The sequence below is a fragment of the Pseudomonas extremaustralis genome (genome assembly GCF_900102035.1).
Lineage (GTDB): Bacteria > Pseudomonadota > Gammaproteobacteria > Pseudomonadales > Pseudomonadaceae > Aquipseudomonas > Aquipseudomonas extremaustralis.
This window is the reverse complement of sequence record NZ_LT629689.1, coordinates 1,667,474-1,693,605: the sequence shown is the minus strand read 5'-3', so window position 1 is coordinate 1,693,605 and position 26,132 is coordinate 1,667,474. Positions and strand designations below refer to the sequence as shown.

At 61.5% G+C, this 26,132-nt stretch carries 23 protein-coding genes; 6 read left to right on the top strand and 17 right to left on the bottom strand.

What is annotated here, in order from left to right; all coding sequences use genetic code 11:
* Window positions 1–4: 4 nt before the first annotated feature.
* The 4 genes from BLR63_RS08025 to BLR63_RS08010 form a co-directional block, all read right to left on the bottom strand.
* Complete coding sequence (locus BLR63_RS08025; protein WP_010562834.1) at window positions 5–1,675, bottom strand: ATP-binding protein; 1,671 nt, start codon at window positions 1,673–1,675, stop codon at window positions 5–7.
* Window positions 1,672–3,174: an ATPase domain-containing protein gene (locus tag BLR63_RS08020; RefSeq protein WP_010562835.1), complete on the bottom strand. Its 1,503-nt coding sequence runs from the start codon at window positions 3,172–3,174 to the stop codon at window positions 1,672–1,674. The genes BLR63_RS08025 and BLR63_RS08020 overlap by 4 nt, the downstream gene beginning before the upstream one ends.
* A gap of 150 nt (window positions 3,175–3,324) precedes the next feature.
* On the bottom strand, window positions 3,325–4,383 hold the full coding sequence (locus BLR63_RS08015; RefSeq protein ID WP_010562836.1) for a tetratricopeptide repeat protein: 1,059 nt from the start codon (window positions 4,381–4,383) through the stop codon (window positions 3,325–3,327).
* Window positions 4,384–4,453: 70 nt separating this feature from the next.
* Window positions 4,454–5,347, bottom strand: a complete 894-nt coding sequence (locus BLR63_RS08010) for a bestrophin family protein (protein WP_010562837.1) — start codon at window positions 5,345–5,347, stop codon at window positions 4,454–4,456.
* A gap of 216 nt (window positions 5,348–5,563) precedes the next feature.
* On the opposite strand from BLR63_RS08010, the gene BLR63_RS08005 reads away from it, so the two are divergent.
* From BLR63_RS08005 to BLR63_RS07990, 4 genes are read left to right on the top strand one after another with little or no spacing between them, the layout of a single operon-like run.
* Complete coding sequence (locus BLR63_RS08005; protein ID WP_010562838.1) at window positions 5,564–6,331, top strand: SDR family NAD(P)-dependent oxidoreductase; 768 nt, start codon at window positions 5,564–5,566, stop codon at window positions 6,329–6,331.
* A gap of 11 nt (window positions 6,332–6,342) precedes the next feature.
* Window positions 6,343–7,527 (top strand): acetyl-CoA C-acyltransferase, encoded by a 1,185-nt coding sequence (locus BLR63_RS08000; RefSeq protein WP_010562839.1) that lies wholly within the window; start codon window positions 6,343–6,345, stop codon window positions 7,525–7,527.
* Window positions 7,528–7,539: 12 nt separating this feature from the next.
* Window positions 7,540–8,667 (top strand): acyl-CoA dehydrogenase, encoded by a 1,128-nt coding sequence (locus tag BLR63_RS07995; protein ID WP_010562840.1) that lies wholly within the window; start codon window positions 7,540–7,542, stop codon window positions 8,665–8,667.
* 11 nt (window positions 8,668–8,678) lie between these two features.
* Window positions 8,679–9,452, top strand: a complete 774-nt coding sequence (locus BLR63_RS07990; protein WP_010562841.1) for an enoyl-CoA hydratase — start codon at window positions 8,679–8,681, stop codon at window positions 9,450–9,452.
* A gap of 75 nt (window positions 9,453–9,527) precedes the next feature.
* Here BLR63_RS07990 and BLR63_RS07985 read toward each other — a convergent pair whose 3' ends face one another.
* The 12 genes from BLR63_RS07985 to arnC all read right to left on the bottom strand — a co-directional run bounded on the left by BLR63_RS07985 (window position 9,528) and on the right by arnC (window position 22,578).
* A complete protein-coding gene (locus BLR63_RS07985) occupies window positions 9,528–10,679 on the bottom strand; it encodes an acyl-CoA dehydrogenase family protein (RefSeq protein ID WP_010562842.1) in 1,152 nt (383 codons plus the stop codon).
* A gap of 3 nt (window positions 10,680–10,682) precedes the next feature.
* Window positions 10,683–11,786: an enoyl-CoA hydratase/isomerase family protein gene (locus tag BLR63_RS07980; protein WP_010562843.1), complete on the bottom strand. Its 1,104-nt coding sequence runs from the start codon at window positions 11,784–11,786 to the stop codon at window positions 10,683–10,685.
* A gap of 140 nt (window positions 11,787–11,926) precedes the next feature.
* Window positions 11,927–12,637 carry an HPP family protein gene (locus BLR63_RS07975; protein WP_010562844.1) on the bottom strand — a complete coding sequence of 237 codons (711 nt, stop codon included), beginning with the start codon at window positions 12,635–12,637 and terminating at the stop codon, window positions 11,927–11,929.
* A gap of 174 nt (window positions 12,638–12,811) precedes the next feature.
* Window positions 12,812–12,979 carry a type VI secretion system contractile sheath small subunit gene (locus tag BLR63_RS32180; protein ID WP_010562845.1) on the bottom strand — a complete coding sequence of 56 codons (168 nt, stop codon included), beginning with the start codon at window positions 12,977–12,979 and terminating at the stop codon, window positions 12,812–12,814.
* 301 nt (window positions 12,980–13,280) lie between these two features.
* On the bottom strand, window positions 13,281–14,903 hold the full coding sequence (locus BLR63_RS07965) for an ArnT family glycosyltransferase (protein ID WP_010562846.1): 1,623 nt from the start codon (window positions 14,901–14,903) through the stop codon (window positions 13,281–13,283).
* 1 nt (window position 14,904) lies between these two features.
* Entirely contained in the window at window positions 14,905–16,284 is a 1,380-nt protein-coding gene (locus BLR63_RS07960; protein ID WP_010562847.1) for a UDP-glucose dehydrogenase family protein, read from the bottom strand.
* Complete coding sequence (gene arnF / locus BLR63_RS07955) at window positions 16,281–16,682, bottom strand: 4-amino-4-deoxy-L-arabinose-phosphoundecaprenol flippase subunit ArnF (protein ID WP_010562848.1); 402 nt, start codon at window positions 16,680–16,682, stop codon at window positions 16,281–16,283. The genes BLR63_RS07960 and arnF overlap by 4 nt, the downstream gene beginning before the upstream one ends.
* The gene (gene arnE, locus BLR63_RS07950; protein WP_010562849.1) at window positions 16,679–17,026 is read right to left on the bottom strand and encodes a 4-amino-4-deoxy-L-arabinose-phosphoundecaprenol flippase subunit ArnE; all 348 of its coding nucleotides are present in this window, start codon (window positions 17,024–17,026) and stop codon (window positions 16,679–16,681) included. The genes arnF and arnE overlap by 4 nt, the downstream gene beginning before the upstream one ends.
* Complete coding sequence (arnT, locus tag BLR63_RS07945; RefSeq protein WP_010562850.1) at window positions 17,023–18,678, bottom strand: lipid IV(A) 4-amino-4-deoxy-L-arabinosyltransferase; 1,656 nt, start codon at window positions 18,676–18,678, stop codon at window positions 17,023–17,025. Before arnT ends, arnE begins: the two co-directional genes overlap by 4 nt.
* Window positions 18,675–19,559 carry a 4-deoxy-4-formamido-L-arabinose-phosphoundecaprenol deformylase gene (gene arnD / locus BLR63_RS07940; protein ID WP_010562851.1) on the bottom strand — a complete coding sequence of 295 codons (885 nt, stop codon included), beginning with the start codon at window positions 19,557–19,559 and terminating at the stop codon, window positions 18,675–18,677. Before arnD ends, arnT begins: the two co-directional genes overlap by 4 nt.
* Entirely contained in the window at window positions 19,559–21,550 is a 1,992-nt protein-coding gene (gene arnA, locus BLR63_RS07935; RefSeq protein ID WP_010562852.1) for a bifunctional UDP-4-amino-4-deoxy-L-arabinose formyltransferase/UDP-glucuronic acid oxidase ArnA, read from the bottom strand. Before arnA ends, arnD begins: the two co-directional genes overlap by 1 nt.
* The gene (arnC, locus tag BLR63_RS07930; protein ID WP_042946401.1) at window positions 21,547–22,578 is read right to left on the bottom strand and encodes an undecaprenyl-phosphate 4-deoxy-4-formamido-L-arabinose transferase; all 1,032 of its coding nucleotides are present in this window, start codon (window positions 22,576–22,578) and stop codon (window positions 21,547–21,549) included. Before arnC ends, arnA begins: the two co-directional genes overlap by 4 nt.
* A 414-nt stretch (window positions 22,579–22,992) precedes the next feature.
* On the opposite strand from arnC, the gene BLR63_RS07925 reads away from it, so the two are divergent.
* Window positions 22,993–23,805 (top strand): M949_RS01915 family surface polysaccharide biosynthesis protein, encoded by an 813-nt coding sequence (locus tag BLR63_RS07925; protein WP_010562854.1) that lies wholly within the window; start codon window positions 22,993–22,995, stop codon window positions 23,803–23,805.
* A 108-nt stretch (window positions 23,806–23,913) separates the two neighbouring features.
* Window positions 23,914–24,828, top strand: a complete 915-nt coding sequence (locus tag BLR63_RS07920) for a site-specific integrase (RefSeq protein ID WP_010562855.1) — start codon at window positions 23,914–23,916, stop codon at window positions 24,826–24,828.
* Window positions 24,829–24,877: 49 nt separating this feature from the next.
* Here the strand turns inward: BLR63_RS07920 and BLR63_RS07915 are convergent, their stop codons facing one another.
* Complete coding sequence (locus BLR63_RS07915) at window positions 24,878–26,086, bottom strand: multidrug effflux MFS transporter (RefSeq protein ID WP_010562856.1); 1,209 nt, start codon at window positions 26,084–26,086, stop codon at window positions 24,878–24,880.
* Window positions 26,087–26,132: the final 46 nt, after the last annotated feature.

Sequence of the window (26,132 nt, the reverse complement as noted above, 5' to 3'; positions counted from 1 at the left end):
CGGGTCACGCCTGAATCATCTCCCTGACCTTCGCCGTCAACAGTTCAAAGGTGAACGGCTTGGTGATCAACTGCATGCCAGGATCGAGAAAACCGCCACGCACGGCGGCATGCTCGGCGTAGCCGGTAATGAATAAAACCTTCAGGTCCGGCCGAATCTGCCGGCCGATTTCCGCCAGTTGCCGCCCGTTCATGCCTGGCAGGCCGACGTCGCTGATCATCAGGTCGATACGTTGCTCGGATTCGATGATCGGCACGGCCGCATCGGCATCGCCGGCCTCGACAAAGGCATAGCCGAGTTCCTTGAGCACTGCACTGACCAGCACGCGCACGGCCGGGTCGTCCTCGACGATCAGCACGGTTTCGCCCGCATTGGCGAACGGCAGCAGCGCCGGGTTTACTGCGGCATCGGTGACGACCTCGCCGACAAAGCGCTGCAGGAACAGGCTCACAGTGGTGCCCTTGCCCACTTCGCTGTGAATCGTGACATGCCCACGGGACTGGCGGGCGAAGCCGTAGATCATCGACAGGCCCAGACCGGTGCCCTGGCCGATGGGCTTGGTGGTGAAGAAGGGGTCGAACACGCGGCCCATCACGCTTTGCGGAATGCCGCAGCCGGTGTCGCTGACGCTCAGTTCCACGTAATCGCCGGGGCTGAGGGTGCCGTAGGCCGCGGTGAATACGCTGTCCAGATGGCGGTTGGTGGTCTCGACGGTGAGCTTGCCGCCGTTGGGCATGGCATCGCGCGCGTTGATCACCAGGTTGAGCAGGGCGCTTTCCAGTTGGTTGGGGTCGGCTTCGGCGGTCCACAGTTGATCGGTGAGGCACATCTGCAGGGTGATGCTTTCGTTGATGCTGCGTTGCAACAATTCGCCCATGGAGCTGACCAAGCGGTTGATCTGCACCGGTTTCGAGTCCAGCGACTGGCGCCGGGAAAACGCCAGCAGGCGGTGGGTAAGGCCCGCAGCCCGGTTGGCCGAGGTCACGCCCAGGTCGATCAAACCGTCGAGGTCGTCGAGCTTACCGCGAGCGATGCGCCTGCGCAGCAGCTCCAGGCTGCCGATAATTCCGGTGAGCATGTTGTTGAAGTCGTGAGCGATGCCCCCCGTCAATTGGCCGACGGCTTCCATCTTCTGGGACTGGCGCAAAGCCTCTTCATTACTGCGCAATTGGGCGGTACGTTCTTCGACTTGCTGCTCAAGGGTTTCGAGGGTGCGTTGCAAGCGTGCCTCGCTCTCGCTCAGGTCGACCAGTCGATCTCGCGCTTCATATTGCCGACGCCGACCGCGCAACGCGGCGCTGACCAGGCTGATCAGGGTCACGGGATGGAAAGGCCGCTCCAGGAAAGTCACGTTGCCCAGCAAGCCGCTCAGGTGCGAGGAACCGTTTTGTTCGCTGCCGCCGTGGTGGGTCATCAGCACGATGGGTAGGTCGGACCAGGCGGGCTGTTGATGCAAATACGCCAGCAGCGGCTGCAAATCCTCGCCGTGCAAGGCTTCGGCGGCCATCAGGAGCAGGCCGGCACCGTTGCCCAGTTCTTCACACAGGATCGCCAGGCTGCCGGCAACGACGCCGCTGTAGCCGGCTTCGTTGAGCATCATCAAGGCCAGCGAGCCGTCGCGCCCCATCGGCGCAAGGATAATGGCGCGCTCGGAGAGCGGTGACAGGGCGGTCACACGCCCTCATCCTTGAGCAATGGCGAACCGGCGCCCATGTAGGTGGGAATACCGCGCAGTACGCCCTGGAAATTGTCGAGCGGTTCGCCGACCGTCATGCCGTTACTGCCGATCCGGTACTCACGAATGGTGGCTTCATGGGTGCCGGTGCGTTTCTTGATGATCGAGATGGCGCGGCGCACCTTGCCCAAGGCCTCGAAGTAGCGCAGCAGAATCACGGTGTCCGCCAGGTAAGTAATGTCGACGGGCGCCTGCATATCCCCCACCAGCCCGTGTTGCGCGACCGTCATGAACGTCGCCGCGCCCCGGCGGTTGAGGTACAGCAGCAACTCGTGCATGTGCAGGATCAGCGCATTCTCTTCCGGCATGGCGGCCTGGTAGCCGTTGATGCTGTCGATGACCACCGTCTTGATCCCGCGTTCGTCCACGCAGCGGCGTACACGGTGCGAGAATTCCCCCGGCGACAACTCCGCCGCATCCACTTGCTCGATCAGCAGGTTGCCGGTGGCTTGCAGGGCATCCAGGTCGATGCCCATGTTTTTCATGCGTTCGAATAGCAGGCCCAATTCTTCATCAAAGATAAACAGCGCGGCCTTTTCACCCCGCGCCACGGCGGCGGCGGCAAAGATCATCGAGATCAGCGATTTGCCGGTACCGGCCGGGCCGAGGATCAGGCTGCTGGAGCCGGTCTCGACACCGCCGCCCATCAAGGCGTCCAGTTCACGAATGCCGCTGCTGAGGGTGTCGCGCACGTAGCCACCGCGATGCTCGGCTGCCACCAGGCGTGGGAACACATGAATGCCGTCCTGCATGATGGTGAAGTCATGGAAACCGCCGCGGTACTTCTGGCCGCGGTACTTCACCACGCGCACCCGGCGACGTTCGGCGCCGTAGTTGGGGGTCAGTTCTTCCAGGCGAATCACCCCATGGGCCACGCTGTGCACGGTTTTGTCGAGGGATTCGGTGGTCAGGTCATCCAGCAGCAGCACCGTGGCGTCGTAGCGCACGAAGTAGTGCTTGATCGCCAGGATCTGCCGGCGATAGCGCAGCGAGCTTTGGGCCAGCAGGCGGATTTCCGAGAGGCTGTCGATCACCACGCGGGTCGGCTTGACCCGTTCCACCACTTCGAAAATCTGCCGGGTGGCCTCGCCCAGCTCCAGGTCGGAGGAGTACAGCAGGCTCTGCTGGTGCTCGGCGTTGAGCAGGCTTTCCGGCGGTGTCAGTTCGAAGATGTGGATATTGTCATCCAGGTGCCAACCGTGGGACTCGGCGCCCTGACGCAATTCGCGCTCGGTTTCGGATAGCGTGATGTACAACGATCGCTCACCGCTTTTTGCCCCGGCTTGTAGGAAGTGCAAGGCAACCGTGGTTTTCCCGGTGCCGGGTTCGCCTTCCAACAGGAACAGGTGGCTGCGCGATAGCCCCCCGGCAAGAATGTCATCAAGACCTTCGATGCCGGTGGCCGCTTTTTCGGTTAACTGCGCGTTGGATGTAGACAAGAAGTGCCCTCAGGTCACGAACGAAGAGAGGATGCGCGGCGTTGATAAAGACGCGCCATGTTCTCTTGACCTTTGCGCTTTACGGCGGTTCAACCTGTTGCGGGATTAATGGGCCGGCGGCACTTTTTTGCAAAAAGTTGTATGAACGACCTACAGGCCTTGTTGCAGCGCCGGATCGTCGGGGTTCTGTTGCTCCAGTTGTGCGAGCAGCACCTGCACATTTTGCAACTGGCCGCTTTCTTTCCAGTAGTTGACGAGCAGCACCCGCGCCTTGCGGTTGGCCGGGTGGCGCTGGACGATTTCTTCCAATTGACGCTGGGCCGCTTCCAATTCCTGCTGGGCATGCAGCGTGGTGGCCAGGTCGTAGCGATAATCCTGGTTGTCCGGCTCGAGCTCCACGGCTTTGGACAGGCCAAGCAATGCGTACGGCGCCTCTGCGTGGTGCAGCAGCCACATGCCCAGGGCGTGTTGCAGGTAGGCCGATTCGGGGTGCGCCGCCAATTGCCGCGCCAGCAATTGGCGGGACTCGTCGGTCTTGCCTTGTTTGTCCAGCAATTCGATCTGCGCCACCACGGCTTGCAGGTTGTCCGGTTGCAAGCGTATCGCCTGTTCCAAGGCGTGTTGTGCATCCGGCAACAGCGCGCTGTGAATGTACAGGCGCGCCAGTTGAATCCAGCCTTCGGCCGTTTCGGGCTGGGCCTTGAGTTTTTTCACGAACTCGTCGAGCACCTGCTGCAACGGTCCGAAGTACAGGCCCAAGGTGTCGGGGGACAGACCGAGCAAGGCGTTGGCGGCGGCAAACCGTACACTCTGCTCGGGATCATCCAGCACCGGGCCGAGCAACAGCGTGCGCTGGCCGGTGGGAACCAGCCCGACAATACTGTGAATGGCGGCCTCGCGGACCAGCGGTGATTGGTTGCTCAGGTCGTTATCCGCGAGCTTCAAGGCTTGGGGGCTGGGGTAGTTGGGCAACTCGACATGCAACGCGGCCCGGCGCTCGGGGGACAGGTCCGGCCGGCCCAATTGCTGGTACAACACGCGCGCCGCTCCCGGCTCACCGTTATGCGCCTTTTTCAAGGCTTTGGCATAGCCATGGGCAATGACCGGCGGCACGGCCAGAGGCGTGGAACGGGAGAAATACCAGGTGATCAGCACAATAAACAACAGGGCGCACAGGCCGACGATGGCGTAGCGGCGTGACTTGGGCATTCAGGCGTCCGAAAGCTTGGCAAGCAAAGTCATCAGCTTCGGCCAGACCACGGCGAGTGTCAAACCCCTATCAGCTGAGTACGTATTCCACCGGCTCCAGCGCTGGCGGCAAGTCGGTCTCGCCGAGTGCGGCCAGTACTTCGCGCTCGATGTTACGCAGAAGGGCATTGCAGGGCAGATCGTTTTCGTCGAAGCCGAAGGGGTCTTCGAGGTCATCGCCGATTTCATCCAGGCCAAAAAAGGTATAGCTGACGATGGCGGTGAAAACCGGCGTGAGCCAGCCCAAGGGTTCGGCCATGGCGAATGGCAAGAGAATGCAGAACAGGTAAATGGTGCGATGCAGCAGCAAGGTGTAGGGGAAGGGCAGCGGGGTGCCTTTGATGCGCTCGCAGGCGGCCTGGACCTGGCTGAGGCTGACCAGGCGCGTTTCCAGTTGGGTATAACGCCACTCGCTGAGCACGCCTTGCCCGGTCAGCTCGGACAACCGCGCGCCGACGTTTTGCAGTACGCGATCGGGGAGGTTGGGGTGGCTTGGCTGCACCGCGGTCCAGGGCGTTATGGCCTGGATTTCATCCTCATGGCGCAAGCGGGCGATCAACCCGTGGGCAAACCCGCACACACCGCGTAGCAGGCCCGCGCGCTCCACCGGGTCCTTGATCAACTGGGTCTCACGGATCAGCGAACGCACCTCGATAACCATCTGCCCCAACTGCTTGCGGCCCTCCCACCAGCGGTCATAACAGGCGTTATTGCGAAAGCTCATGAAGATCGACAGCGACAGACCGAGCAACGTGAACGGCGTGGCGTTGACCTTGGAGAAATACGCCGGGTGCAGGGTCTCCACCAGCACGATCACCGACGCCAGCAACGTGACCAGCAGGCTGCGCAGGGCGATGCGCTTGGCAATCGAGCCCTTGAGGGAAAACAGGATGCCCAGGAGGTTGGGCTTGGGACGCACGATCATCGGGACGGGAACTTCTTCGGTGGCGCAGGCCATCAGGTTAGAAGCTTGCACGGACCACGTCCAATCGCTTGGGCCGACCAACCGATCAGCCGGGTCGATGATTGGCCAAACCAGTCAGTCAGGTTGAAAGCTTTGACCATTGCTGCTGCCGCGCCGGGGAGCGACTATTCCGCCATTGTGGACTGACTCAATGCGTGCTCGAAGGAAACAACAATAATGCAGATTGAGAACAAGGTTTTTCTGGTCAGTGGTGGGGCTTCCGGCCTCGGCGCGGCCACCGCTGAAATGCTGGTAGCCGCCGGTGCCAAGGTGATGCTGGTGGATCTGAACGCCGACGCCGTGGCGGCGAAGGCCAAACAGCTGGGCGATAACGCGCGCAGTGCCGTGGCGGATATCAGCCAGGAAGCCGCCGCTGAAGCAGCGGTGCAAGCCACGGTCGCGGCTTTTGGCGGCCTGCATGGGCTGGTGAACTGCGCCGGGGTGGTACGCGGCGAGAAAATCCTCGGCAAGAACGGCCCCCATGGGCTGGCCAGCTTTGCCCAGGTGATCAACGTCAACCTGATCGGCAGCTTCAACCTGCTGCGCCTGGCGGCGGCGGCGATTGCTGACACCGAGGCCAATGCCGATGGCGAGCGCGGCGTGATCATCAACACCGCTTCCGTGGCCGCCTTTGACGGGCAGATCGGCCAGGCGGCGTATGCGGCGTCCAAAGGCGCGATCGCCAGCCTGACGTTGCCCGCGGCGCGTGAACTGGCACGCTTCGGTATCCGCGTGATGACCATCGCGCCGGGGATTTTCGAGACGCCGATGATGGCAGGCATGACCCCTGAGGTGCGCGATTCCCTTGCCGCCGGCGTGCCATTCCCGCCACGCCTGGGCAAACCCGCCGAATACGCCGCGCTGGTGCGGCATATCATTGAAAACAGCATGCTCAATGGCGAGGTGATCCGTCTCGACGGTGCCTTGCGCATGGCAGCCAAGTGAGGAGCACTCCCATGAACGACCCAATTGTGATTGTCAGCGCCGCGCGCACGCCCATGGGCGCCTTCCAGGGCGACCTCAAGGGCTTGACCGCGCCACAGCTCGGTTCGGCTGCGATCCGCGCGGCCGTCGAGCGGGCCGGCATCGCCAGCGACGCCGTGGATGAAGTGCTGTTCGGCTGTGTGCTGGCCGCAGGCCTGGGCCAGGCACCGGCGCGTCAAGCCGCCCTGGGTGCCGGGTTGGATAAGTCGACGCGTTGCACCACCCTCAACAAGATGTGCGGCTCGGGCATGGAAGCGACGATCCTGGCCCATGATTCCCTGCTCGCCGGCAGCGTCGAGGTGGTCATCGCCGGGGGCATGGAAAGCATGTCCAACGCCCCCTACCTGCTGGACCGTGCCCGCAGCGGCTACCGCATGGGCCACGGCCGCGTGCTCGACCATATGTTCTTCGACGGCCTGGAGGACGCGTATGACAAAGGCCGCCTGATGGGCACCTTTGCCGAAGACTGCGCCCAGCGCAATGGCTTTACCCGTGAAGCCCAGGATGCCTTCGCCGTTGCCTCCCTGACCCGTGCCCAGCAGGCGATCACCCAGGGCAATTTCGCCGCCGAGATCGTTCCCCTGCAGGTCACCGTGGGCAAGGAACAGCGCACCATCCTGCACGACGAACAACCGCCCAAGGCCAGGCCGGACAAGATCCCCAGCCTGAAACCGGCCTTCCGCGAAGGCGGCACGGTGACAGCGGCCAACTCCAGTTCGATCTCCGACGGTGCGGCAGCCTTGGTGTTGATGCGCGAGTCCGAGGCGCACAAGCGTGGGCTCAAGCCGCTGGCGGTGATCCGTGGACATGCGGCCTTCGCCGATGAGCCCGGACTGTTCCCGGAGGCGCCAGTGGGTGCGATTCGTCGGTTGATGAGCAAGACCGGTTGGAGCCTCGATGAGGTCGATCTGTTCGAAATCAATGAAGCGTTCGCCGTGGTCAGCCTGGTGACCATGAACAAGCTGGACATCCCCCATGCCAAGGTCAATGTGCACGGTGGCGCCTGCGCCCTGGGCCACCCGATCGGCGCCTCCGGTGCGCGGATTCTGGTGACATTGCTCTCGGCCCTGCGCCAGAACGGTCTCAAACGCGGGGTTGCCGCCATCTGCATTGGCGGCGGTGAAGCCACGGCCATGGCTGTCGAATGCCTGTATTAAGGACGCTGCCCCATGCTGCCCAATGACGAACAGATGCAAATCAGCGAAGCCGCCCGGCAATTCGCCCAGGAACGCCTCAAACCCTTTGCGGCGGACTGGGACCGCGAGCATCGCTTTCCCAAGGAAGCCATCGCAGAAATGGCCGAACTGGGCTTTTTCGGCATGCTGGTGCCGGAGCAGTGGGGCGGCAGTGACACCGGCTACCTGGCCTACGCCATGGCCCTGGAAGAAATCGCCGCCGGCGATGGGGCCTGCTCGACCATCATGAGCGTGCACAACTCGGTGGGCTGTGTGCCGATCCTCACGTTCGGCAACGATCAGCAGAAAGCGCAATTTCTCACCCCCCTGGCCAGCGGCGCCATGCTTGGCGCGTTTGCCTTGACCGAACCCCAGGCCGGCTCCGATGCCAGCAGCCTGAAAACCCGCGCCCGCCGTGAGGGCGATCACTACGTATTGAACGGCTGCAAACAGTTCATCACCTCCGGGCAGAATGCCGGGGTCGTGATTGTGTTTGCGGTGACCGACCCGGCGGCGGGCAAGCGCGGGATCAGCGCGTTTATCGTGCCGACGGATTCGCCGGGCTACACGGTGGCGCGGGTCGAGGACAAGCTGGGCCAGCATGCGTCGGACACTTGCCAGATCCTGTTCGAAGACGTCAAGGTGCCGGTCGCCAACCGTCTGGGGGAGGAGGGCGAAGGCTACCGCATCGCCCTGGCCAACCTCGAAGGCGGGCGTGTCGGCATCGCCTCCCAATCGGTGGGCATGGCGCGCGCCGCCTTTGAAGCGGCGCGCGATTACGCCCGCGAGCGCGAAAGTTTTGGCAAGGCTTTGATCGAACACCAGGCCGTGGCCTTCCGCCTGGCCGACATGGCCACGCAAATCGCAGTGGCACGGCAAATGGTGCATTACGCCGCCGCCCTGCGTGACAGCGGCAAGCCGGCGTTGGTCGAAGCGTCCATGGCCAAGCTGTTCGCCTCGGAAATGGCCGAGAAAGTCTGTTCGGCCGCCTTGCAAACCCTGGGCGGTTACGGTTACCTGAGCGACTTTCCCCTGGAGCGGATCTACCGCGATGTGCGGGTCTGCCAGATTTACGAAGGCACCAGCGATATCCAACGCATGGTCATCTCACGCAATCTCTAAGGAGCTGTTACATGAGTTACGAAACCATTTTGCTTGAAGTCCAGGACCGTGTCGGTCTGATTACCCTCAATCGCCCCCAAGCCCTGAACGCCCTGAATGCGCAACTGATCAGCGAGTTGAACCAGGCGTTGGACAGCCTCGAGTCGAACCCGCACATCGGTTGCATCGTGCTGACCGGCTCGAAAAAAGCCTTCGCCGCCGGCGCCGATATCAAGGAAATGGCCGAGCTGACCTACCCGCAGATCTATATCGACGACCTGTTCAGCGACGCCGATCGCGTGGCCAACCGTCGCAAGCCGATCATCGCGGCCGTCAACGGCTTCGCCCTGGGCGGCGGCTGTGAGCTGGCGCTGATGTGCGACTTTATCCTTGCCGGCGACAACGCCAAGTTCGGCCAGCCGGAAATCAACCTCGGAGTGCTGCCGGGCATGGGCGGCACCCAGCGCCTGACCCGTGCGGTCGGCAAGGCCAAGGCCATGGAAATGTGCCTGAGCGGGCGCTTTATCGATGCGGTCGAAGCTGAGCGTTGCGGGCTTGTGGCGCGCGTCGTACCGGCCGATGAGCTGTTGGATGAAGCCTTGAAAGTCGCCACGCTGATTGCCGGCAAATCGGTGCCGATCAGCATGATGGTCAAGGAAAGCGTGAACCGCGCCTTTGAAGTGAACCTGTCCGAAGGCGTGCGCTTCGAGCGCCGGGTATTCCATGCGGCTTTCGCGACGCAGGATCAGAAGGAAGGCATGGCCGCGTTCGTGGCCAAGCGCGCGCCAGAGTTCAAGGATAAGTAAGCGATCTCCTGCTCACTGGCGATCCGAGTGTGGGAGGAGGCTGGTTCCCTCCCACACGTTTTTTTGCTCTGCGGGTTATAGCTGATAATTCTTCAGTTCCCGCGCAATCACCATCCGCTGAATCTCGCTGGTCCCTTCATAGATTTGCGTGATCCGCGCATCCCGGTAATAACGCTCCACCGGGTAATCCTCCAGATAGCCGTAACCACCATGAATCTGCATGGCTGAGGAACAGACCTTTTCGGCCATTTCCGAGGCGAACAACTTGGCCTGGGAAGCTTCCGACAGGCACGGTTTGCCGGCACTGCGCAGCCGCGCGGCATGCAGGATCAATAGGCGGGCGGCATTCAGGCGGGTTTGCATGTCCGCCAGCAGGTTGGCCACGCTCTGGTGCTCGATGATTGCCTTGTCGAATTGCACCCGGTCACGGGCATAGGCCAGCGCCGCTTCAAAGGCTGCCCGGGCGATACCCAGGGCCTGGGCAGCGATACCGATGCGGCCGCCTTCCAGGTTCGACAGCGCAATCGCCAGGCCCTTGCCGCGTTCGCCCAGCAGGTTGGCTTCGGGCACGCTGCATTGGTTGAGGGTCACGGCACAGGTATCCGAGGCGCGAATGCCCATCTTGTGCTCGGTGCGGTCGACCACGAACCCAGGGGTGTCGGTGGGTACCAGGAACGCGGAAATACCTTTCTTGCCCAACTCAGGATCGGTCACGGCAAATACGATCGCCAGCTTGGCGCGCTTGCCGTTGCTGACAAACTGCTTGGCGCCATTGATCACCCATTGGCCATCGCGCAACTCGGCGCGGGTGCGCAGGTTGTGGGCCTCGGAACCGGCCTGGGGTTCGGTCAGGCAGAAGCAGCCGATGGCCTGGCCGCTGGCGAGGTCCGCCAACCAGGTTTGTTTCTGGGCTTGTGTGCCGTAGTTGAGGATCGGCCCGCAACCCACTGAATTATGGATACTCATCAGTGCGCCGGTCGCGCCATCGCCAGCGGAGATTTCTTCCACGGCGAGGGCATAGGCGACGTAATCGACGTAGGTGCCGCCCCATTCTTCGGGCACCACCATGCCCAGCAGGCCCAGTTCACCCATTTTTGCCACCAGGGCGTCGTCGATCCAGCCGGCTTTTTCCCAGGCTTGGGCATGGGGGGCGATTTCACCGCGGGCGAAGTCGCGGGCCATGTCGCGAATCATCACTTGTTCTTCTGTGTATTCAATGTCTTGCATGGGTTAGTTACCAACCTGCTCGAAGTGATGGAAGAAGCTTTCGACATGGGTTTTGTCCAGCCCATGGAGCGTTGGCGGGTTCCAGTGCGGGTTCTTGTCCTTGTCGATGATCAGGGCGCGCACGCCTTCCATCAGGTCGCCGCGCTCGAACCACTGGCGGTCCAGGTGCAACTCGAGGGCAAAGCAGCGCTCCAGGGGCAGGCGACGGCCTCGGCGCAACATCTCCAGGGTCACGGCCATGGCCAGGGGCGAGCGGGTTTGCATGAGGTTGACGGTGGTCAACGCCCACTCGTGGCTGTCGGCGACGGTGACTTGTTGAAGTTGTTCGACGATGCTTTCAATGTCCGGCAGGGCGAAGAAGTGGTCGATGGCCGGGCGTAACGCCGCCAGCGGCGCATCGGGCAATTGCTGCACGGCCAGTCTGGCCAGCACCCCTTGCAGGTCCTTGAGCGCAGAGTCTTGCCATTGCAGGCTGTCGAGCTTCTGGTCCAGGTCGACGAGCCTGGCACTGTCCAGATACCAATCGGCCAGGCCGCAGTACAGCGCGTCTGCCGCGCGAATCTGCACGCCAGTCACGCCCAGGTAAATCCCGAGCTCGCCGGGGATACGCGGCAGGAAATAACTGCCGCCCACATCGGGGAAATAACCGATGGCCACTTCCGGCATTGCCAGGCGGCTGCGTTCGGTGACGACACGCAGATCCGCGCCTTGCACCAGGCCCATGCCGCCGCCCAGGACAAACCCATCCATCAAGGCCAGGATGGGCTTGCGATAGTGATGGATGGACAGGTCCAAGGCGTATTCCTCGACGAAGAAGTCCTCGTGCAGGGTGTCGCCGCTTTTAAAGCTGTCGTAGAGGGAGCGAATGTCGCCGCCGGCACAAAAGGCCTTTTCACCGGCGCCGCGCAAGACCACGGCGTAGACGTCGGGATCTTCGGACCAGGCCTGCAGATGCCGCCTCAGGCTGCGGACCATGTTCAGGTTAATGGCATTCAAGCCGGCGGGACGGTTGAGGGTGAGGTGACCGATATGGTTGCGGACCTGGGCCACAACCTCTTCTTGATGTGTATCGGCGTGGCGTGCTTGGGTTGAAACCTGAGCAGTCATCTGTAACTCCCTGCTTTTATTGTTCTTTATCAAAATGTACGCGGGCGAATCGTCTCGCGATCCTACCAGTGCAAATTTGCCCAGTACAACCCGGAATCATGCAGGTCGTTTTTGCATTTATGCAGAGAGTCTAGGCGGCCTCAGGGCATACGACCTGCCAATACTTCGCCGATGCTGCGACGCCGCGCGTGGGTTTCTGCAGCGTGAATCAATTGCTCCAGTTCTGTGGGCGCTATGTCGTAGAACTGTTCCATCTCGGCCAGTGCCAGCTTCAGGTCGGCTGCCGTCACCGCCGGGTCCGGGCCGGCATTGGGGCTGTTCAAGATCGTCACTGAAGCCTCAGCGACGCCCTTGGGATAGCGTGTACGCGTGGCATTGTTATAGGCCAGCGCAAATACCAGCAGGGTGCCGGCGCCGAGCAGTACCGCGCCCATCTCCTGCCAGCCGAGGGCGACGGAGGCCGGGTCGGCCAACACCAGGGTCATGGCCAGGCCCCCGGCGGGTGGGTGCAGGCAGCGCAGCCAGCACATCAGAATCACCGCCATGCCGGCCGCCAGGCAGGCGCTGCCGAGGGTGCGCCCGAGCACGCGAGCGACCAGCAACGCCACGACACCGGCGCACACATAACTGCCAATGATCGACCAGGGTTGAGCCAGTGCGCCGGACGACACGGCAAACAGCAACACTGCCGAGGCCCCCAGCGGGCCCAGCAGGTGCAGGGCCACTTCCATGCCAAATACCTGGGCACATAACCAGACACTGAATAACGTGCCCAACGCCATGCCAATGGCGGCACGGCTCCATTCGGTGGGGCGGGTATTGATAGCAGCAGGGAACCAACGAGCGAACATTGAAGAGGAATCCATAAACGGCGGGCAAAAAAAAGGCTTGTCTGGTTGCCCGGAAAAGCCCTTTGAACGTTCCAGCATTTGGGGGAGGAACGTGTGCAGTGTGCCGCGCGAGCCCGTGCGGCGCCAATGCATATTAATGAGGGTTTAATGCAAAATTAATGGATTCAATGGGTTTCAACCAAAAGGAATCGAGCTGATTACGGAGGTGACCGGTATGTTCAACTCCCCCAGCACGCGATTGTGTGTCTCTTCGTTGAACATCCGGTTGAGCAGGTTCGCTTGCAGCCCTGGATCGCCCGCCAACGGCCCTTTCAGTGCCACCAAGGCATCGCGCAGTTCCATCAGCCCGTCCAGGCGTGGGACGGGGATATAGCCCACATGTATTTCATCGCGGGGTATGCAGGCGCGGCTATCACGTGAAACCTCATCTGGCACGGCTTTGTTCCTCTTATGAAATAGGCCGCGGTGGTCACCGCGGCCTATAGCGTCCTTGTTGTTATCCATGACCCGTGGCGGTAAATCGTTACCGCATTTGGCAGATGAGTTTACATTTGGGTTTCAGGCACGGGAAAGTGAAATGACACCAGTCATTACGCATAGATGTGTAGGAGTTTTCTGCGCCGCGAATGCAGGCGCAGGAGGATCAAGGCTTTGGCGTCTGCGCCAGGTGCAGCAACACGTAGGGGTTGTGGTCGAATTCACCGGTCAGGGTCGGGGTAATGGAGCGAAAACGCGGGTCTTTCAAACTCTCGTAATCTTCCGCGCTCATCACCAGCCAGGCCGGGCCTTGCAGAGTGGCCAGATCGGAGGGTTGCTGGGTAAACAACGGCACCTGGTCGCAGTCGAGGTTGACCATATATTTGATGGCCTTGGCGTCTTTGCCCAGGCCGTGCAATACCACTGGTGCGCGCTCCTGCTTGACCTGCTCATGAACCTGCAGCGTAAAGGTGCGGGTGTCGTAGATACTGCGCTCCACCGGCTCCACCACGCCAATATAGGTGGTCCACACTGCCAGCACGGCGGCAAACGCCGGCCCTACCGCTCTCAGGCGCGGCTTGAAGAGTGTCAGCAGCGCTATCACCTGCAGAGCCCCTAGCACGCCGATCATCAGCCCCAGGTGGCTCAAGTGTTGCGGGTAGCGCCCTCGTGCGAACAGCAGCGCACCGATCAACAGCGCCGGAAGCAGGGTCCATAGGCCCAGCATCAGCCCGCGCAACCACGCGAACACTCGGCCCTGCGTGACCTGGAACGGGTAGGCCGCGATGATCGCCGCCATGGGTAACATGGGCAGCACATAACGGGCTTTTTTCGCCTGGGGAATCGACAGCCCCAGCATCACCAGCAAACCGGCGGCCGCGCAATACAACACCAACTGCAGGGCCGGTTGCGGCGCCTGCCGTCCACCCAGGGCCACCGCCAGCAATACCAGGAGCGCCACGGGATAAGCCATGGCGTAATTGCCCAGCGAACTGGTGAAGTAATACAGCGGACCGCTGGAGCCTTCGCTGCCGTCCATGCGTCCGAGGAACTGCATGCGAATCACGTCCTGCATGAAACTCTCACCGCCGCTGAGCTTAGCCATCAGCAACAGCAGGCCGACACAGGCCACCAGTAGCGCCAGGGCCAGCAAGCCGAAACTGAACAATTGGCGCCATTGCCGGTTGATCAGGTAGTAACTGCACAGCACGCCCGTGGGGATAACCAAACCAATCGGCCCGCGAATCGCAAAGCCGACGATCAGCAGCAGGTACAGCCAGTGCAGGCGTTTGCCCGCACCAAAATGGTCATGGGCATAGCCCAGGTAAAACACCGTCAGGGCGATGGCCGCGAGCATCTGGTCTAGGGACACCGCGCGGGTTTCGCTGATAAAGGTACTGCTGAGCAACAGGATCGCAACGCTCAGCAGTCCCCAGCGCCGGGAGTAGGGCGCTGTCAGGCGGTACATCAGGGTGACGATCAGCGCGGATGCAATCGCCGTGGGCAGCCAGGCCGTAAGGCTGGTGACCTGCCCAAGAGGCCACGACAGCAGCCAGGTCATCAGCGTCGAGGTGGCCAGGTAATCGGCATAAGGCTGCCCATAGGTGGTGGGGAAAAAGCTCGGCCCATGGCGAAGCATCTCCTTGGCGAACAGCACGAAGCGCGAGTCGAAGCCGATAATCGCCTGGTGCCAGTCGCCGACGATAAACAACAACAGCGCCAGCAACCCCAAACCGAGGGATTGCCGGCGTATCGTTGCATTCAACAGCGGCGGTTGAACTTTGTTCACGTCAGGCTTCCACGACCTGTGGCACCCACTGTTGCTGGGGAATCGGCAACTTGCAGGAATCGCCACGGCCCATCGGGAAATACTGGAAGCCTTTGCGCGCCAGGCGTTCGCCGTCGTACAGGTTGCGGCCGTCGAAGATCGCCGGGGTTTTCAGGCGCTGGAGGATGAGGTCGAAATCCGGTGCCTTGAATTGCTGCCATTCGGTGCAGACAATCAGCGCGTCGGCGCCAACCAAGGTGGATTCCGGAGTGCCCATCAGCATCAGTCGTGGCTCGTCGCCGTAGATGCGTTGGGTTTCCTGCATGGCTTCGGGGTCGAAGGCGCGAACGCTGGCGCCGGCGGCCCACAAGGCTTCCATCAACACACGGCTGGGTGCATCGCGCATGTCGTCGGTGTTGGGTTTGAAGGCCAGGCCCCACAAGGCGAACGTCTTGCCGCTGAGGTTGCCCTTGAAGAACGCATTGATCCGATCGAACAATTTGCTCTTCTGGCGCTGGTTGATGGCTTCCACAGCTTCCAACAGGTCGCTGGAGCAGTTGGCTTCTTTGGCGCTGTGGATCAGCGCACGCATGTCTTTGGGGAAGCACGAACCGCCGTAGCCGCAGCCGGGGTAGATAAAGTGATAGCCGATACGCGTGTCGGCGCCGATCCCCAGGCGCACAGCTTCGATGTCCGCCCCCAGGTGTTCGGCCAGTTCGGCGATCTGGTTGATGAAGCTGATCTTGGTCGCCAGCATGCAGTTGGCGGCGTATTTGGTCAGCTCTGCGCTACGCAGGTCCATGAAGATAATGCGGTCATGGTTGCGGTTGAACGGTGCATACAGGTCGCGCATTACCTCGCGTACCTCTTCTCGCTCGCAACCGATGATGATGCGGTCCGGACGGCGGCAGTCCGAGACAGCGGAGCCTTCCTTGAGGAATTCCGGGTTGGAGACGATATCGAACTCCAGATGCCGGCCAACCAGGCTGAGGGCTTTTTCGATATGGGCGCGCAGGGTGTCGCCAGTACCGACCGGTACGGTTGACTTCTCCACCAGGATCACCGGATCGATGCGATGACGGGCCACGGCATCGCCTACCGACAGCACGTATTTGAGGTCGGCCGAGCCGTCCTCATCCGACGGGGTGCCCACGGCGATGAACAGCACTTCACCGTGCTCGACGGCGAGTTTTTCATCAAACGTGAAGTGCAGTCGCCCGCTCTCCAGGTTTTCCTTGACCATCGCAGCCAGCCCAGGCTCGAAGATACTTACGTGGCCTTGCTGCAGCAGTTTGACCTTGTTTTGATCGACATCCATGCAGATGACATCGTGGCCGACTTCGGCCAACACAGTGGCCTGCACCAGACCGACGTAACCACTACCGAATACACTGATTTTCATGGGGCTTTCCTGGGACTTGTAGCGCTAGCACGACGAGAGTTGATAACCAGTACACCGAGGATGACCAACGCCACCCCCAGGGTTTTTGAAATGGAAAAATGTTCGTTGAACACCGGCAGGCTGGCGGCGAGCAGGTACACCAGCGCGTAGCTGATGCTCAGCAGCGAATAGGCGCGGCCCAAGGGCAGGTGCTTGAGCGCACCGAGCCAGCAGAGCATCGACAGGGCATAGGCGATGATCGCCAGGATCACCACGCCAAGGGCGCCCAGGTCGATGTGGGCGCTGAGCCATTCGTTGGGCTGCGGCAAGCGTGTCATGCTCCAGCGCATACCCAGCTGGGCGGCGCTGACCAGGCCGACGCTGCCCAGAGCCAGGGCAAAGCCTTGGACCCGGCTCATACGTGGCGCCCCAGCAGCACGACACCGCCAATCACCAGCGCCACGCCGAGCCAGTGGCGGCGGTCAATGGATTCATGGAAGACAAACCGTGCCACCAGCGTGACCAGCACGAAGTTCAGGCTGAGCATGGGGTAGGCAATGCCGACTTCCAGGCGCTGCAACACCAGCAGCCACACCAACAGGCCCAGGCCCAGGCACACCAGCGCCGACCACAGCCACGGCGAGCGCAGTTTCAACGCCCAGCCATCAGGCAGGTCACGCCAGCTTTCCACGGCAAACTTTTGCGAGACCTGGCCCATGCAAGTCAGCAGGCAGGCGGCCAATAACAGCAGCAGGGTGATCAAGGTGTCACCTGCGGAAAAATCAGAATCACGATATTGCCTTGCTCGTAGCGCTGGCCGTCATTGGGCAGCAAAGCAACTTCAGCCTTTTCATCGTCACCTTTAACCCGCATTACCACGCCAACCGGGCCTGTTTTGCGCGCTTGGCTCATCCACGCCTGGATTTGGGTGGTGTCGACCTTGTGATGGCTGGCATCCGGGTAGGCAAGGCCGTATTTCACCTCGCCGACGGTGTTGTAGAGCGTCACGTCCGGGCGTTGCAGGCGCCACGCCAGCGCCGATGCGGCGCCCAGGTCGTTGCTCAGCAGCGCCGTGGCCGGACGCAGTTCGGGCAGGTGGTCGATGATGAACTGATCCGGGGTCTTGTTATAGACCACCGAGTGGGGCAATGCGGCCGGCAACAGGGCGACCATCAGCCAACTGCCGATGATTGGCGCCGCCCACAGCTTGGAAGGGCGCGCAGCCTGTAGCACGTTGACGAGAATCCAGCCGAACAGGAATGCAAACACCAGCACCAGGCTGAGGGTTTCCTGGCCGTGTTCATAGACCGGTTTCTTCAGCTGGAGCCAACTCAGCGCAAGCAAGGCCACGACGCCGATGACCAGGTTCAGCCAGCCATTGATGCGCAAGGCGCGGTCACGGCCCTGGGCCAGTTTGTCGGCCAGGGTGTGGCCCATAAGCAAGGCCAGCGGCAACAGGCAGGGCATGATGTAGGAAGGCAACTTACCTTTGGCCAGGCTGAAGAACGCCAGGGGCATCAGCAGCCACAGCAAGATAAAAGCGATTTTCGCGCTGCGTTTTTCCAGCCACGCCTGCTTGAGGGTGGATGGCAGCAACGCCACCCAAGGCAGGCTGAAGGCGATCAGCAGCGGCAAGTAGTACCAGAACGGTTCGGCATGCTGCGCGTCGTTACCGGCAAAACGCTGGATATGCTCGTGCCAGAAGAAGAAACTCCAGTAGTCGGGCTCTTGCAGGTGCACGGCCAGGGCCCACGGCACGCTGACGACGATGGCCACGATGACCGCCACCAGGCCATAACCGACGAGTTCGCGAAAGCGTTTCTGCCATAGGGCGTAGGGCAGGGCGATCAATACAGGCAACAGCCACGCCAGGAAGCCCTTGGTCATGAAGCCCATGCCACAGGCAAATCCGAGCAGGGCCCACGACCCCAGGCGACCGTTGCGGGTGGTGCTGTCGAAGCAAAACCACAAGGCTACGCCGGTCAGGTTGACCCAGAAAGTGAACTGCGGATCGAGGTTGGCATAACCGCCCAGGGCCGCCACGCTGACAAAACTCATGTACAGCACGGTGCTGATCAGGCTTTTTTGCGGGTCATTCCACAACCGGCGCGACACCAGGTACACCAGCAGGATGCTCAGGCCGGTGCTCAAGGCCGAAGCGAAGCGCACACCGAACAGGTTCTGCCCGAAGATCGCCTGGCCCAGCGCGATCATCCAGTAACCCGCCGCCGGTTTTTCGAAATAGCGAATCCCCATGAAGTGCGGCGACGCCCACTTGCCGGTCAGCAGCATTTCCTGGCTGATCTGCGCATAGCGGGTTTCATCTGGAATCCACAAGCCATGGGTGGTCAGCGGCAGCAGATAAAACAGCGCAAACGCCAAAAGCAGCAGGGGTAGCGCCCAACGGCGGATCATGCCTGCTGCACTCCGAGCCAACCCTCACGGCCGCTCAGGGCGCCGCGCACCAACTGTTGCTGGGGCAGGGTGGACAGGTCCGCTGGCAGCAAGTCGCCCAGTGGTTTGAAGTCGATGCCGCGCTGCCCTGCCTGGGCTAGCAACTGGCGAAAATCGTTGGCCATCAGAATCCCTTCTACTTCTGCGTGGATCGTGTAGACGTTCAGCTTCGATTCGGTGAATCGGTCAAGAATGAAGCTGTTGAAATCTTTGGCGGCCACCACCGGCCCGACGACTTCGTCGAAGGTCGGCAGGTCCACCGGAATTTGTGGGGTGCCCGCGCTGCCATCGGCCAAGGTCGGACGAAACAGGCTGGTGCCCCGGCAATCGCTGTTGTAGCGAAAGTTGAAACCTTGCTTGGCTTGCACCACACGTTCATCGGCGCGCCAACCGGCGGCCGCTGAACAGTCGATACGTTCGCCCAGGATGTCGCTCAGGGTGTCCACACCGCGTCGAATCTGCTCGATCAGTTGCGCATCGCTCCAGCGCCCGGCGTTGGCCTGCCAGCCATGGTGATCCCAGGCGTGCAGGCCGACTTCATGCCCGGCGGCCTTGGCCTGGCGCATCAAGTGCCCCAGGTCGCGGCCGATCGGCTTGCCCGGCCAGGCGGTGCCGGCGAGCAAGATGTCCCAGCCATACAGGCCGGCGGCGTTGGAACGCAGCATCTTCCACAGGAACTGCGGGCGGATCAGGCGCCACAAGTGGCGCCCCATATTGTCCGGTCCGACACTGAAGAAGAACGTCGCTTTTACCCCGGCTTCATCCAGGGATTCGAGCAACCGTGGCACGCCTTCACGGGTACCACGGTAGGTGTCGACGTCGATGCGAAGACCTGCCTGCATTAACGTTTGTCCGCGATTTCAAGCATGGCTTCACGCAGGAAGAAATCCAGCGTATTGCCGATGGTCTCGCTCATCTCAACGGTTGGCTCCCAGTTCAGCAGGCGCTTGGCGTTTTCGATGCTCGGTTTGCGGTGTGCCACGTCCTGGTAGCCGGTGCCGTAGAACGCCTTGCTTTCCACGTCGCGGAAACCGGCGAACGGTGGGAAGTTGCTGCGCAGCGGGTGAGCTTCGAACTGACGCAGCAGCTCTTCGCCCAACTGACGGATGCTGGCTTCGTTTTCCGGGTTGCCGATGTTGATGATCTGGCCGTTGCAGACATCATTGTCGTTATCAATGATGCGGGCCAGGGCTTCGATGCCATCAGCGATGTCGGTGAAGCAGCGTTTCTGCTCGCCACCGTCGAACAGGCGGATCGGCGTGCCTTCCACCAGGTTCAGGATCAGCTGGGTGATCGCACGGGAACTACCGATACGCGCCGAGTCCAGGCGGTCGAGGCGCGGGCCCATCCAGTTGAACGGACGGAACAGGGTGAAGTTCAGGCCCTTGGCGCCGTAGGCCCAGATCACGCGGTCAAGCAGTTGCTTGGAGACCGAGTAGATCCAGCGTTGCTTGTTGACCGGGCCGACCACCAGGTTGGAAGTGTCTTCGTCGAAGTACTGGTCCTGGCACATGCCATAGACTTCGGAGGTCGACGGGAAGATCACGCGTTTGTTGTACTTGACGCAGTAGCGCACCAGCTTGAGGTTTTCTTCGAAGTCCAGTTCGAACACGCGCAGCGGGTTGCGGGTGTATTCGATCGGGGTGGCGATGGCCACCAGCGGCAGGACCACGTCGCACTTCTTGATGTGGTACTCGATCCACTCGGTGTGGATGCTGATATCGCCTTCCACGTAATGGAAGTTCGGGTGGCTGCGCAGGCGCTCGATGGCGTCGGAGCCGATGTCCAGGCCGAAGACTTCGTAACGATCGTCACGCAGCAGGCGCTCGGACAGGTGGTTACCGATAAAGCCGTTCACACCCAGGATCAGTACGCGGGTGCGACGTGGCTTGCGGCCGGACTCGGCGCCGCGCAGCACGGAACCGTCGACCAGGCCCAGTTCATTGGCCAGGGACGGGCCGGCCAGGTACAGGCCGTTGTCGTTGCGCTGACCGAACTTGACCACCAGGGAGTCTTCGCCGCAGGCAATGCGCAGCGGGTTGACGCTGATCACACGGCCCGGCGCCAGGCCTTCGTTGCCCTTGACCACTTCGGCTTGCCACACGATCAGCTTGTGCTCGCCCACGGCGCAGAAGGCGCCTGGGTACGGTTGAGTCACTGCACGCACCAGGTTGAACAGCTCTTCAGCCGGTTTTTTCCACTCCAGCTTGCCGTCGGCAGCGGTGCGGCGGCCAAAGTAGGTGGCCTGGCTTTCGTCCTGGGCGGTTTCAGTCAGTTTGCCCGCGGCCAGTTGTGGCAAAGCGTCGCGCAGCAGGCTGGCGGCGGCATCACGCAGTTTGGTGTGCAGGGTCAGGCCGGTGTCGGAACGCTCGATGACGACTTTCTGTTGGGCCAGGATCGCGCCGGCATCGGCGCGCTTGACCATGCGGTGCAGGGTCACGCCGGTTTCGGTTTCGCCTTTGACCAGTACCCAGTTGGCTGGTGCGCGGCCACGGTATTTAGGCAGCAGCGAGCCGTGCAGGTTGAACGCGCCTTTGCTGGTGGTGGCCAGCAGGGCTTCGCTCAGCAGGTTGCGGTAGTAGAACGAGAAGATGAAGTCCGGGTTGAGCTTGGCGATACGCTCGATCCACAGCGGGTGGTTGGCGTCTTCGGGCGCGTGGACTGGAATGCCATTGCGGGCGCACAGTTGGGCAACGGAGCCGTAGAAGTTGTTTTCCTTGGGATCATCGGCATGGGTGAACACTGCAGCGATTTCGTAACCCGCTTTGAGCAGCGCTTCAATCCCGGCACAACCAATATCGTGATACGCGAATACAACAGCTTTTGAACTCATGAGTGGACCTGATCGGCAGAAGTGGAGGTATGGGAGGATGGCAGCCCGTCAACGACGACCACGGGTGCCGGTGCTGCCGGTTGGTTGCGCAGCACTTTTTCAATAAAGAACCGAGGGCGGGCGCGCACATCACTGTACATGCGACCCAGGTATTCACCCAAGAGGCCCATGCCGATGAATTGGCCGCCGGTGAACACGAACAGCACCGCGAACAGCACGAATGTGCCATCCCCGGCCCATTGGGCGCCAAACGCCAGGCGCAGGACGATCAGCGCAAACGCGAACAGCACGCCCAGGCCTGCCAGGGCAAAGCCGACGATAGAGAGCAGGCGCAGTGGGGTGGTGGTCATGCAGGTCAGCAGGTCGAACATCAGGCTTATCAGGCGCATGGCGCTGTATTTGGATTCGCCGTGTTCGCGCTCGGCGTGATGCACCAGGATTTCCGTGGTGTGCCGAGCGAAACCGTTGGCCAGGATCGGGATAAAGGTGCTGCGTTCGCGGCAGGCGAGCATGGCGTCGACGATGGTGCGGCGGTAGGCGCGCAGCATGCAGCCGTAGTCCGTCATGGCCACGCCGGTGGAACGTTGCACGGCCAGATTGATCAGGCGCGACGGCCAGCGGCGAAAGGCTGAGTCCTGGCGATTGTTGCGCACGGTGGCGACCACGTCATAGCCCAGGGCGGCTTGCTCCACCAGGCGCGGGATTTCTTCCGGCGGGTTCTGCAGGTCGGCGTCCAGGGTGATTACCACGTCGCCGCGGCACTGCTCGAAACCAGCCATGATCGCCGCATGCTGGCCATAGTTGCGATTGAGGATCACCGCGACCACGTTGCTGCCGTCTTCGGCAGCCGCGTCTTCGAGTAACTGGGCGGATTTGTCGCGACTACCGTCATCCACCAGGATGATTTCGTATTCGTAGGCCAGTTGCTGGCAGGCTGCACGCGTACGGCGCAGCAATTCAGGCAGGCTCTCTTGTTCGTTGTAGACCGGGATAACGATCGACACGCAATGAATAGGGTAGGGTTTCAAAGATTCATGACCTCAGGTTTAGAGCAACTTTGAGCGTGAAAACAGCAGCAATCATTGGGTGAAAGCCTGGAACGCAGATGAAAAAAACGACGCTGAAGTGTTCGCGTAATCAACAGGTTAGACGGCTTAGCGGGTTTTGCTCTGAAGTTCTGCGCTAAAGATTAAGCGCAAAAATGTTGAACCGATATGAAAGGCACATGAAAAACTCGTTTATTTGACAGGTAGACAGCTAGGGTTCAGCAAAACAACCAGCGCATCAATGGGTTAAGTGCATGGGTGAAATAAGAACTGTTTTCATAATGGCAGGGTTCAACTTGGAGAACCCCCTTGGCTAGTTGAATGTCATTGAAGAATCTTCTCTGCAATACCCCCCAAGTGCCGGTAAAGTAAGCGCTCTCTTGCCAGGGTACTCGGATGAATAGCGTGCAGCTTTTACGCGGCCAGTTGCGGCCGGTGTTGATGGGGTTGTTGATGACCGTGGCGTGCGTCACCACGGTGCGGGCCGATGAAGGCGTGGCACTGACCGACATCGACCAGGTGCCGGATGGCGTTGAGGTGCGTGGCAAGCAGATCGCTGCGTATACCTGGGACGATCGCCAGGGCAAGAACCTGCTGGTGCTCGCCGAGCAGGTCGGTGAGCGTGACGATGATGGAACCCAATCGGCGTTCGTGTATGCGGCCCAGTACCTGATCGACGGCAACCGCCCCAAACGTGTGTGGATGCTCTACGACGATGTCCAGCATTGTGAATTCGATGCGTCGTTGCGCTTCGACAGGGCCGCGACCAAGGTCACCGACCTCGCAGGCGACGGCATCACCCAAGCCACCGTGGGCTATTCGCGCACCTGCACCAGCGACGTCAGCCCCAACGAATTCAAGCTGATCATGCATGCCGGCAAGTCGCAGAAGTTCCGCTTGCGCGGCGTCGACCGCGTCGGTGCCAGTTGGTGGGACGAAGAGGCTGGAGCCCTGCGCGGCATGCCGTTGCCCAAGGATTGCAGCGTGGCCGGCCAGCAGGCATTGGTCAGCCAATACAAGGAACAAGGCACCGAGTTGCCATTGCCGGGCTGCTACGGCGATGAGAAGGACTTTGCCAAGGCGCCGGAGGCCTACCTGACGTTCATGCGCCAGCACTGGTTCGCGCTGATGCAGAAGCAGGATACCGAGTGGAGCCAGACCCAGACCCAACCGCCAGCGCCCACCGAGGATGACGATACCGCCCCGTGACTTTGTGCCAGGGCGGGTCCTGCGTTAGACTCGGCCCTCGCCAATTCACTAAATATCTCGATTAAACAATGGCTTGCTTGAGGTATTTGATCCAAAGGCTGATCTACCTTGACTGAGTCTATCCGCAACCCGCTGACCCTTTACCTCACCCGCCTGGCCCCCTCCAGCCAATTGACCATGCGCTATGTGCTGCAAGACGCCGCCGATCGCTTGGGCTTCGAGGACATCAACCTCGAAGAGATCGACTGGCACCTGCTGCAGCCCGAACACGTCATCGCCCTGGTCGCGGCCTTGCGTGAAGACGGTTATGCGCCGAATACCTCGTCGTTATATGTGAATGCGGTGCGTGGGGTGATGAACGAGGCCTGGCGGTTGAGTCTCATCAGCCAGGACCACTTGCTGCGCATGCGCACGGTCAAGGCCACGCCCGGCACGCGCCTGGGCCAGGGACGCAACCTGCGGCGCACGCTGATCCGCGAAATGATGGAGGTCTGCGCCGCCGATCCACGCCCCCAGGGCCTTCGGGATGCGGCGGTGATTGGCATTCTGTATGGCTCGGGCATGCGCAAGTCGGAATCGGTCAACCTCGACCTGGCGCAGATCAACTTCCAGGAACGTAGCTTGCGCGTGATCGGCAAGGGCAATAAGGAACTGATCAAGTACGCGCCAGACTGGGCCTTCGCCAAGTTGCAGGCATGGTTGGTATTTCGGCGCGAACAGCTCAAGGACGGCGAGCAGGACGATAGCTTCCTGTTCAATCGCATCCGCCGTGGCAGCCATATCACGCGGGAACGCATCACCAAACATGCGATTTACTACATCGCCCGCCAGCGCGGCGAGCAGGTAGGGGTGAAGATCATGCCCCATGACTTCCGGCGTTCGTTCATTACTCGGGTGATCGAAGAGCATGACCTGTCGATCGCGCAGAAACTGGCCCATCACACCAATATCCAGACCACCGCCAGCTATGACATGCGCGACGACAATGAGCGACGGCGGGCGGTGGATCGGTTTGATTTATGACGCTGCGATTTGCGCGCCGCTTCAGCTAAGTAGAAAGCCAGGCCTTGAATCAGGACGGACGCGAAGCGCTCGCCAGGTGCGCCGGCAGGTGACGCAAGGTCCACATGACGGTCAGCATCGCGGCGATCGCACACAGCGCGATGCCGATCAACATCGGGGCCGGTGTGTGGTCGGCGAACACGCCGACCAGGGTCATGGACGCGGCAGCGGTGATCATCTGGATCGCACCGAGCAGGGCCGACGCAGAACCTGCGACGGCACCATGGTCCTCCAGGGATAGCACACCGGCCGCCGGCAACAGCAGGCCGAGGAAGCCGAAGCCGATAAACAGCAGCGTCATCATCACCGGCAAGCTATCGACCCACAGTGTGGTCGCTGCTAGCAGGGCCATGATGGCGGCGACGGCCACCACCGACCAACGAATCAACGGCGCCAGGCCGAAGCGCGCACTGAGGCGCGCAGTGAGTTGGCTCATGGCAAAAAACGATGCGGCATTGAGGGCAAAACCCAGGCTGAATTGCGTGGGCGTCAGGCCGTAATGCTCGATGTACACGAACGGTGCGCTACCGATAAACACGAAAAACGTGGCCAGGCCAAACCCGCTGACCACCGACAGACCGGTGAACACCGGGTCGCGCAACAATGCACCGTAGCTGCCGAACGCAGTGCCCAGGGTCTTGTTCATGCGTCGCTCGGCCGGGTGGGTTTCGGGCAGTTGCAGGATGGTCATCACCAGGCAGGCGACGGCGACCACCGCCAGGACAGCAAACACTTCGCGCCAACTCCACAGTGAGATCACCAGGCTGCCGGCCAATGGCGCGAGGATTGGCGAGACACTCATCACCAGCATCAACAAGGCCATCAACCGTGCTGCCTCATGCCCGGTGTAGAGGTCGCGCACGATCGCCCGGGGAATCACCATGCCGGCACAGGCGCCAAATGCCTGCAGGGCGCGAAAGCCGATCAACACCTCGATGGAGGGGGCCAGCGCGCACCCCACACTGCCCACGGCAAAGATCACCAGCCCCGCATAGATCGGCGGTTTGCGCCCGAACACATCACTGATCGGCCCATAAAACAGCTGGCACACACCGACGATCATGAAAAACACGGTCAGGCTCATTTGCACCGCCGCCGGCGAGGCCCCCAGGCTGGTGCCCAGGGTCGGCAGGGCAGGCAGGTAGATGTCGATGGCGAAGGGGCCAACGGCGGTGATCAACCCCAGCAGGAGGGCGAGGCGGGCGATACTTCGAGGCATGGACGATCCGGGGGGAGAGTGATCAAAGAGCGCCAGCTTAAGTTTC

What these genes read in the sequence shown, in the direction of transcription:
- BLR63_RS08015 (WP_010562836.1), bottom strand. Translation starts at nt 4,383, where the DNA reads ATGCCCAAGTCACGCCGCTACGCCATCGTCGGCCTGTGCGCCCTGTTG.
- BLR63_RS08010 (WP_010562837.1), bottom strand. Translation starts at nt 5,347, where the DNA reads ATGATCGTGCGTCCCAAGCCCAACCTCCTGGGCATCCTGTTTTCCCTC.
- BLR63_RS08005 (WP_010562838.1), top strand. Translation starts at nt 5,564, where the DNA reads ATGCAGATTGAGAACAAGGTTTTTCTGGTCAGTGGTGGGGCTTCCGGC.
- BLR63_RS08000 (WP_010562839.1), top strand. Translation starts at nt 6,343, where the DNA reads ATGAACGACCCAATTGTGATTGTCAGCGCCGCGCGCACGCCCATGGGC.
- BLR63_RS07995 (WP_010562840.1), top strand. Translation starts at nt 7,540, where the DNA reads ATGCTGCCCAATGACGAACAGATGCAAATCAGCGAAGCCGCCCGGCAA.
- BLR63_RS07990 (WP_010562841.1), top strand. Translation starts at nt 8,679, where the DNA reads ATGAGTTACGAAACCATTTTGCTTGAAGTCCAGGACCGTGTCGGTCTG.
- BLR63_RS07985 (WP_010562842.1), bottom strand. Translation starts at nt 10,679, where the DNA reads ATGCAAGACATTGAATACACAGAAGAACAAGTGATGATTCGCGACATG.
- BLR63_RS07980 (WP_010562843.1), bottom strand. Translation starts at nt 11,786, where the DNA reads ATGACTGCTCAGGTTTCAACCCAAGCACGCCACGCCGATACACATCAA.
- BLR63_RS07975 (WP_010562844.1), bottom strand. Translation starts at nt 12,637, where the DNA reads ATGTTCGCTCGTTGGTTCCCTGCTGCTATCAATACCCGCCCCACCGAA.
- BLR63_RS32180 (WP_010562845.1), bottom strand. Translation starts at nt 12,979, where the DNA reads ATGGAACTGCGCGATGCCTTGGTGGCACTGAAAGGGCCGTTGGCGGGC.
- BLR63_RS07960 (WP_010562847.1), bottom strand. Translation starts at nt 16,284, where the DNA reads ATGAAAATCAGTGTATTCGGTAGTGGTTACGTCGGTCTGGTGCAGGCC.
- arnF (WP_010562848.1), bottom strand. Translation starts at nt 16,682, where the DNA reads ATGAGCCGGGTCCAAGGCTTTGCCCTGGCTCTGGGCAGCGTCGGCCTG.
- arnT (WP_010562850.1), bottom strand. Translation starts at nt 18,678, where the DNA reads ATGATCCGCCGTTGGGCGCTACCCCTGCTGCTTTTGGCGTTTGCGCTG.
- arnD (WP_010562851.1), bottom strand. Translation starts at nt 19,559, where the DNA reads ATGCAGGCAGGTCTTCGCATCGACGTCGACACCTACCGTGGTACCCGT.
- arnA (WP_010562852.1), bottom strand. Translation starts at nt 21,550, where the DNA reads ATGAGTTCAAAAGCTGTTGTATTCGCGTATCACGATATTGGTTGTGCC.
- BLR63_RS07925 (WP_010562854.1), top strand. Translation starts at nt 22,993, where the DNA reads ATGAATAGCGTGCAGCTTTTACGCGGCCAGTTGCGGCCGGTGTTGATG.
- BLR63_RS07915 (WP_010562856.1), bottom strand. Translation starts at nt 26,086, where the DNA reads ATGCCTCGAAGTATCGCCCGCCTCGCCCTCCTGCTGGGGTTGATCACC.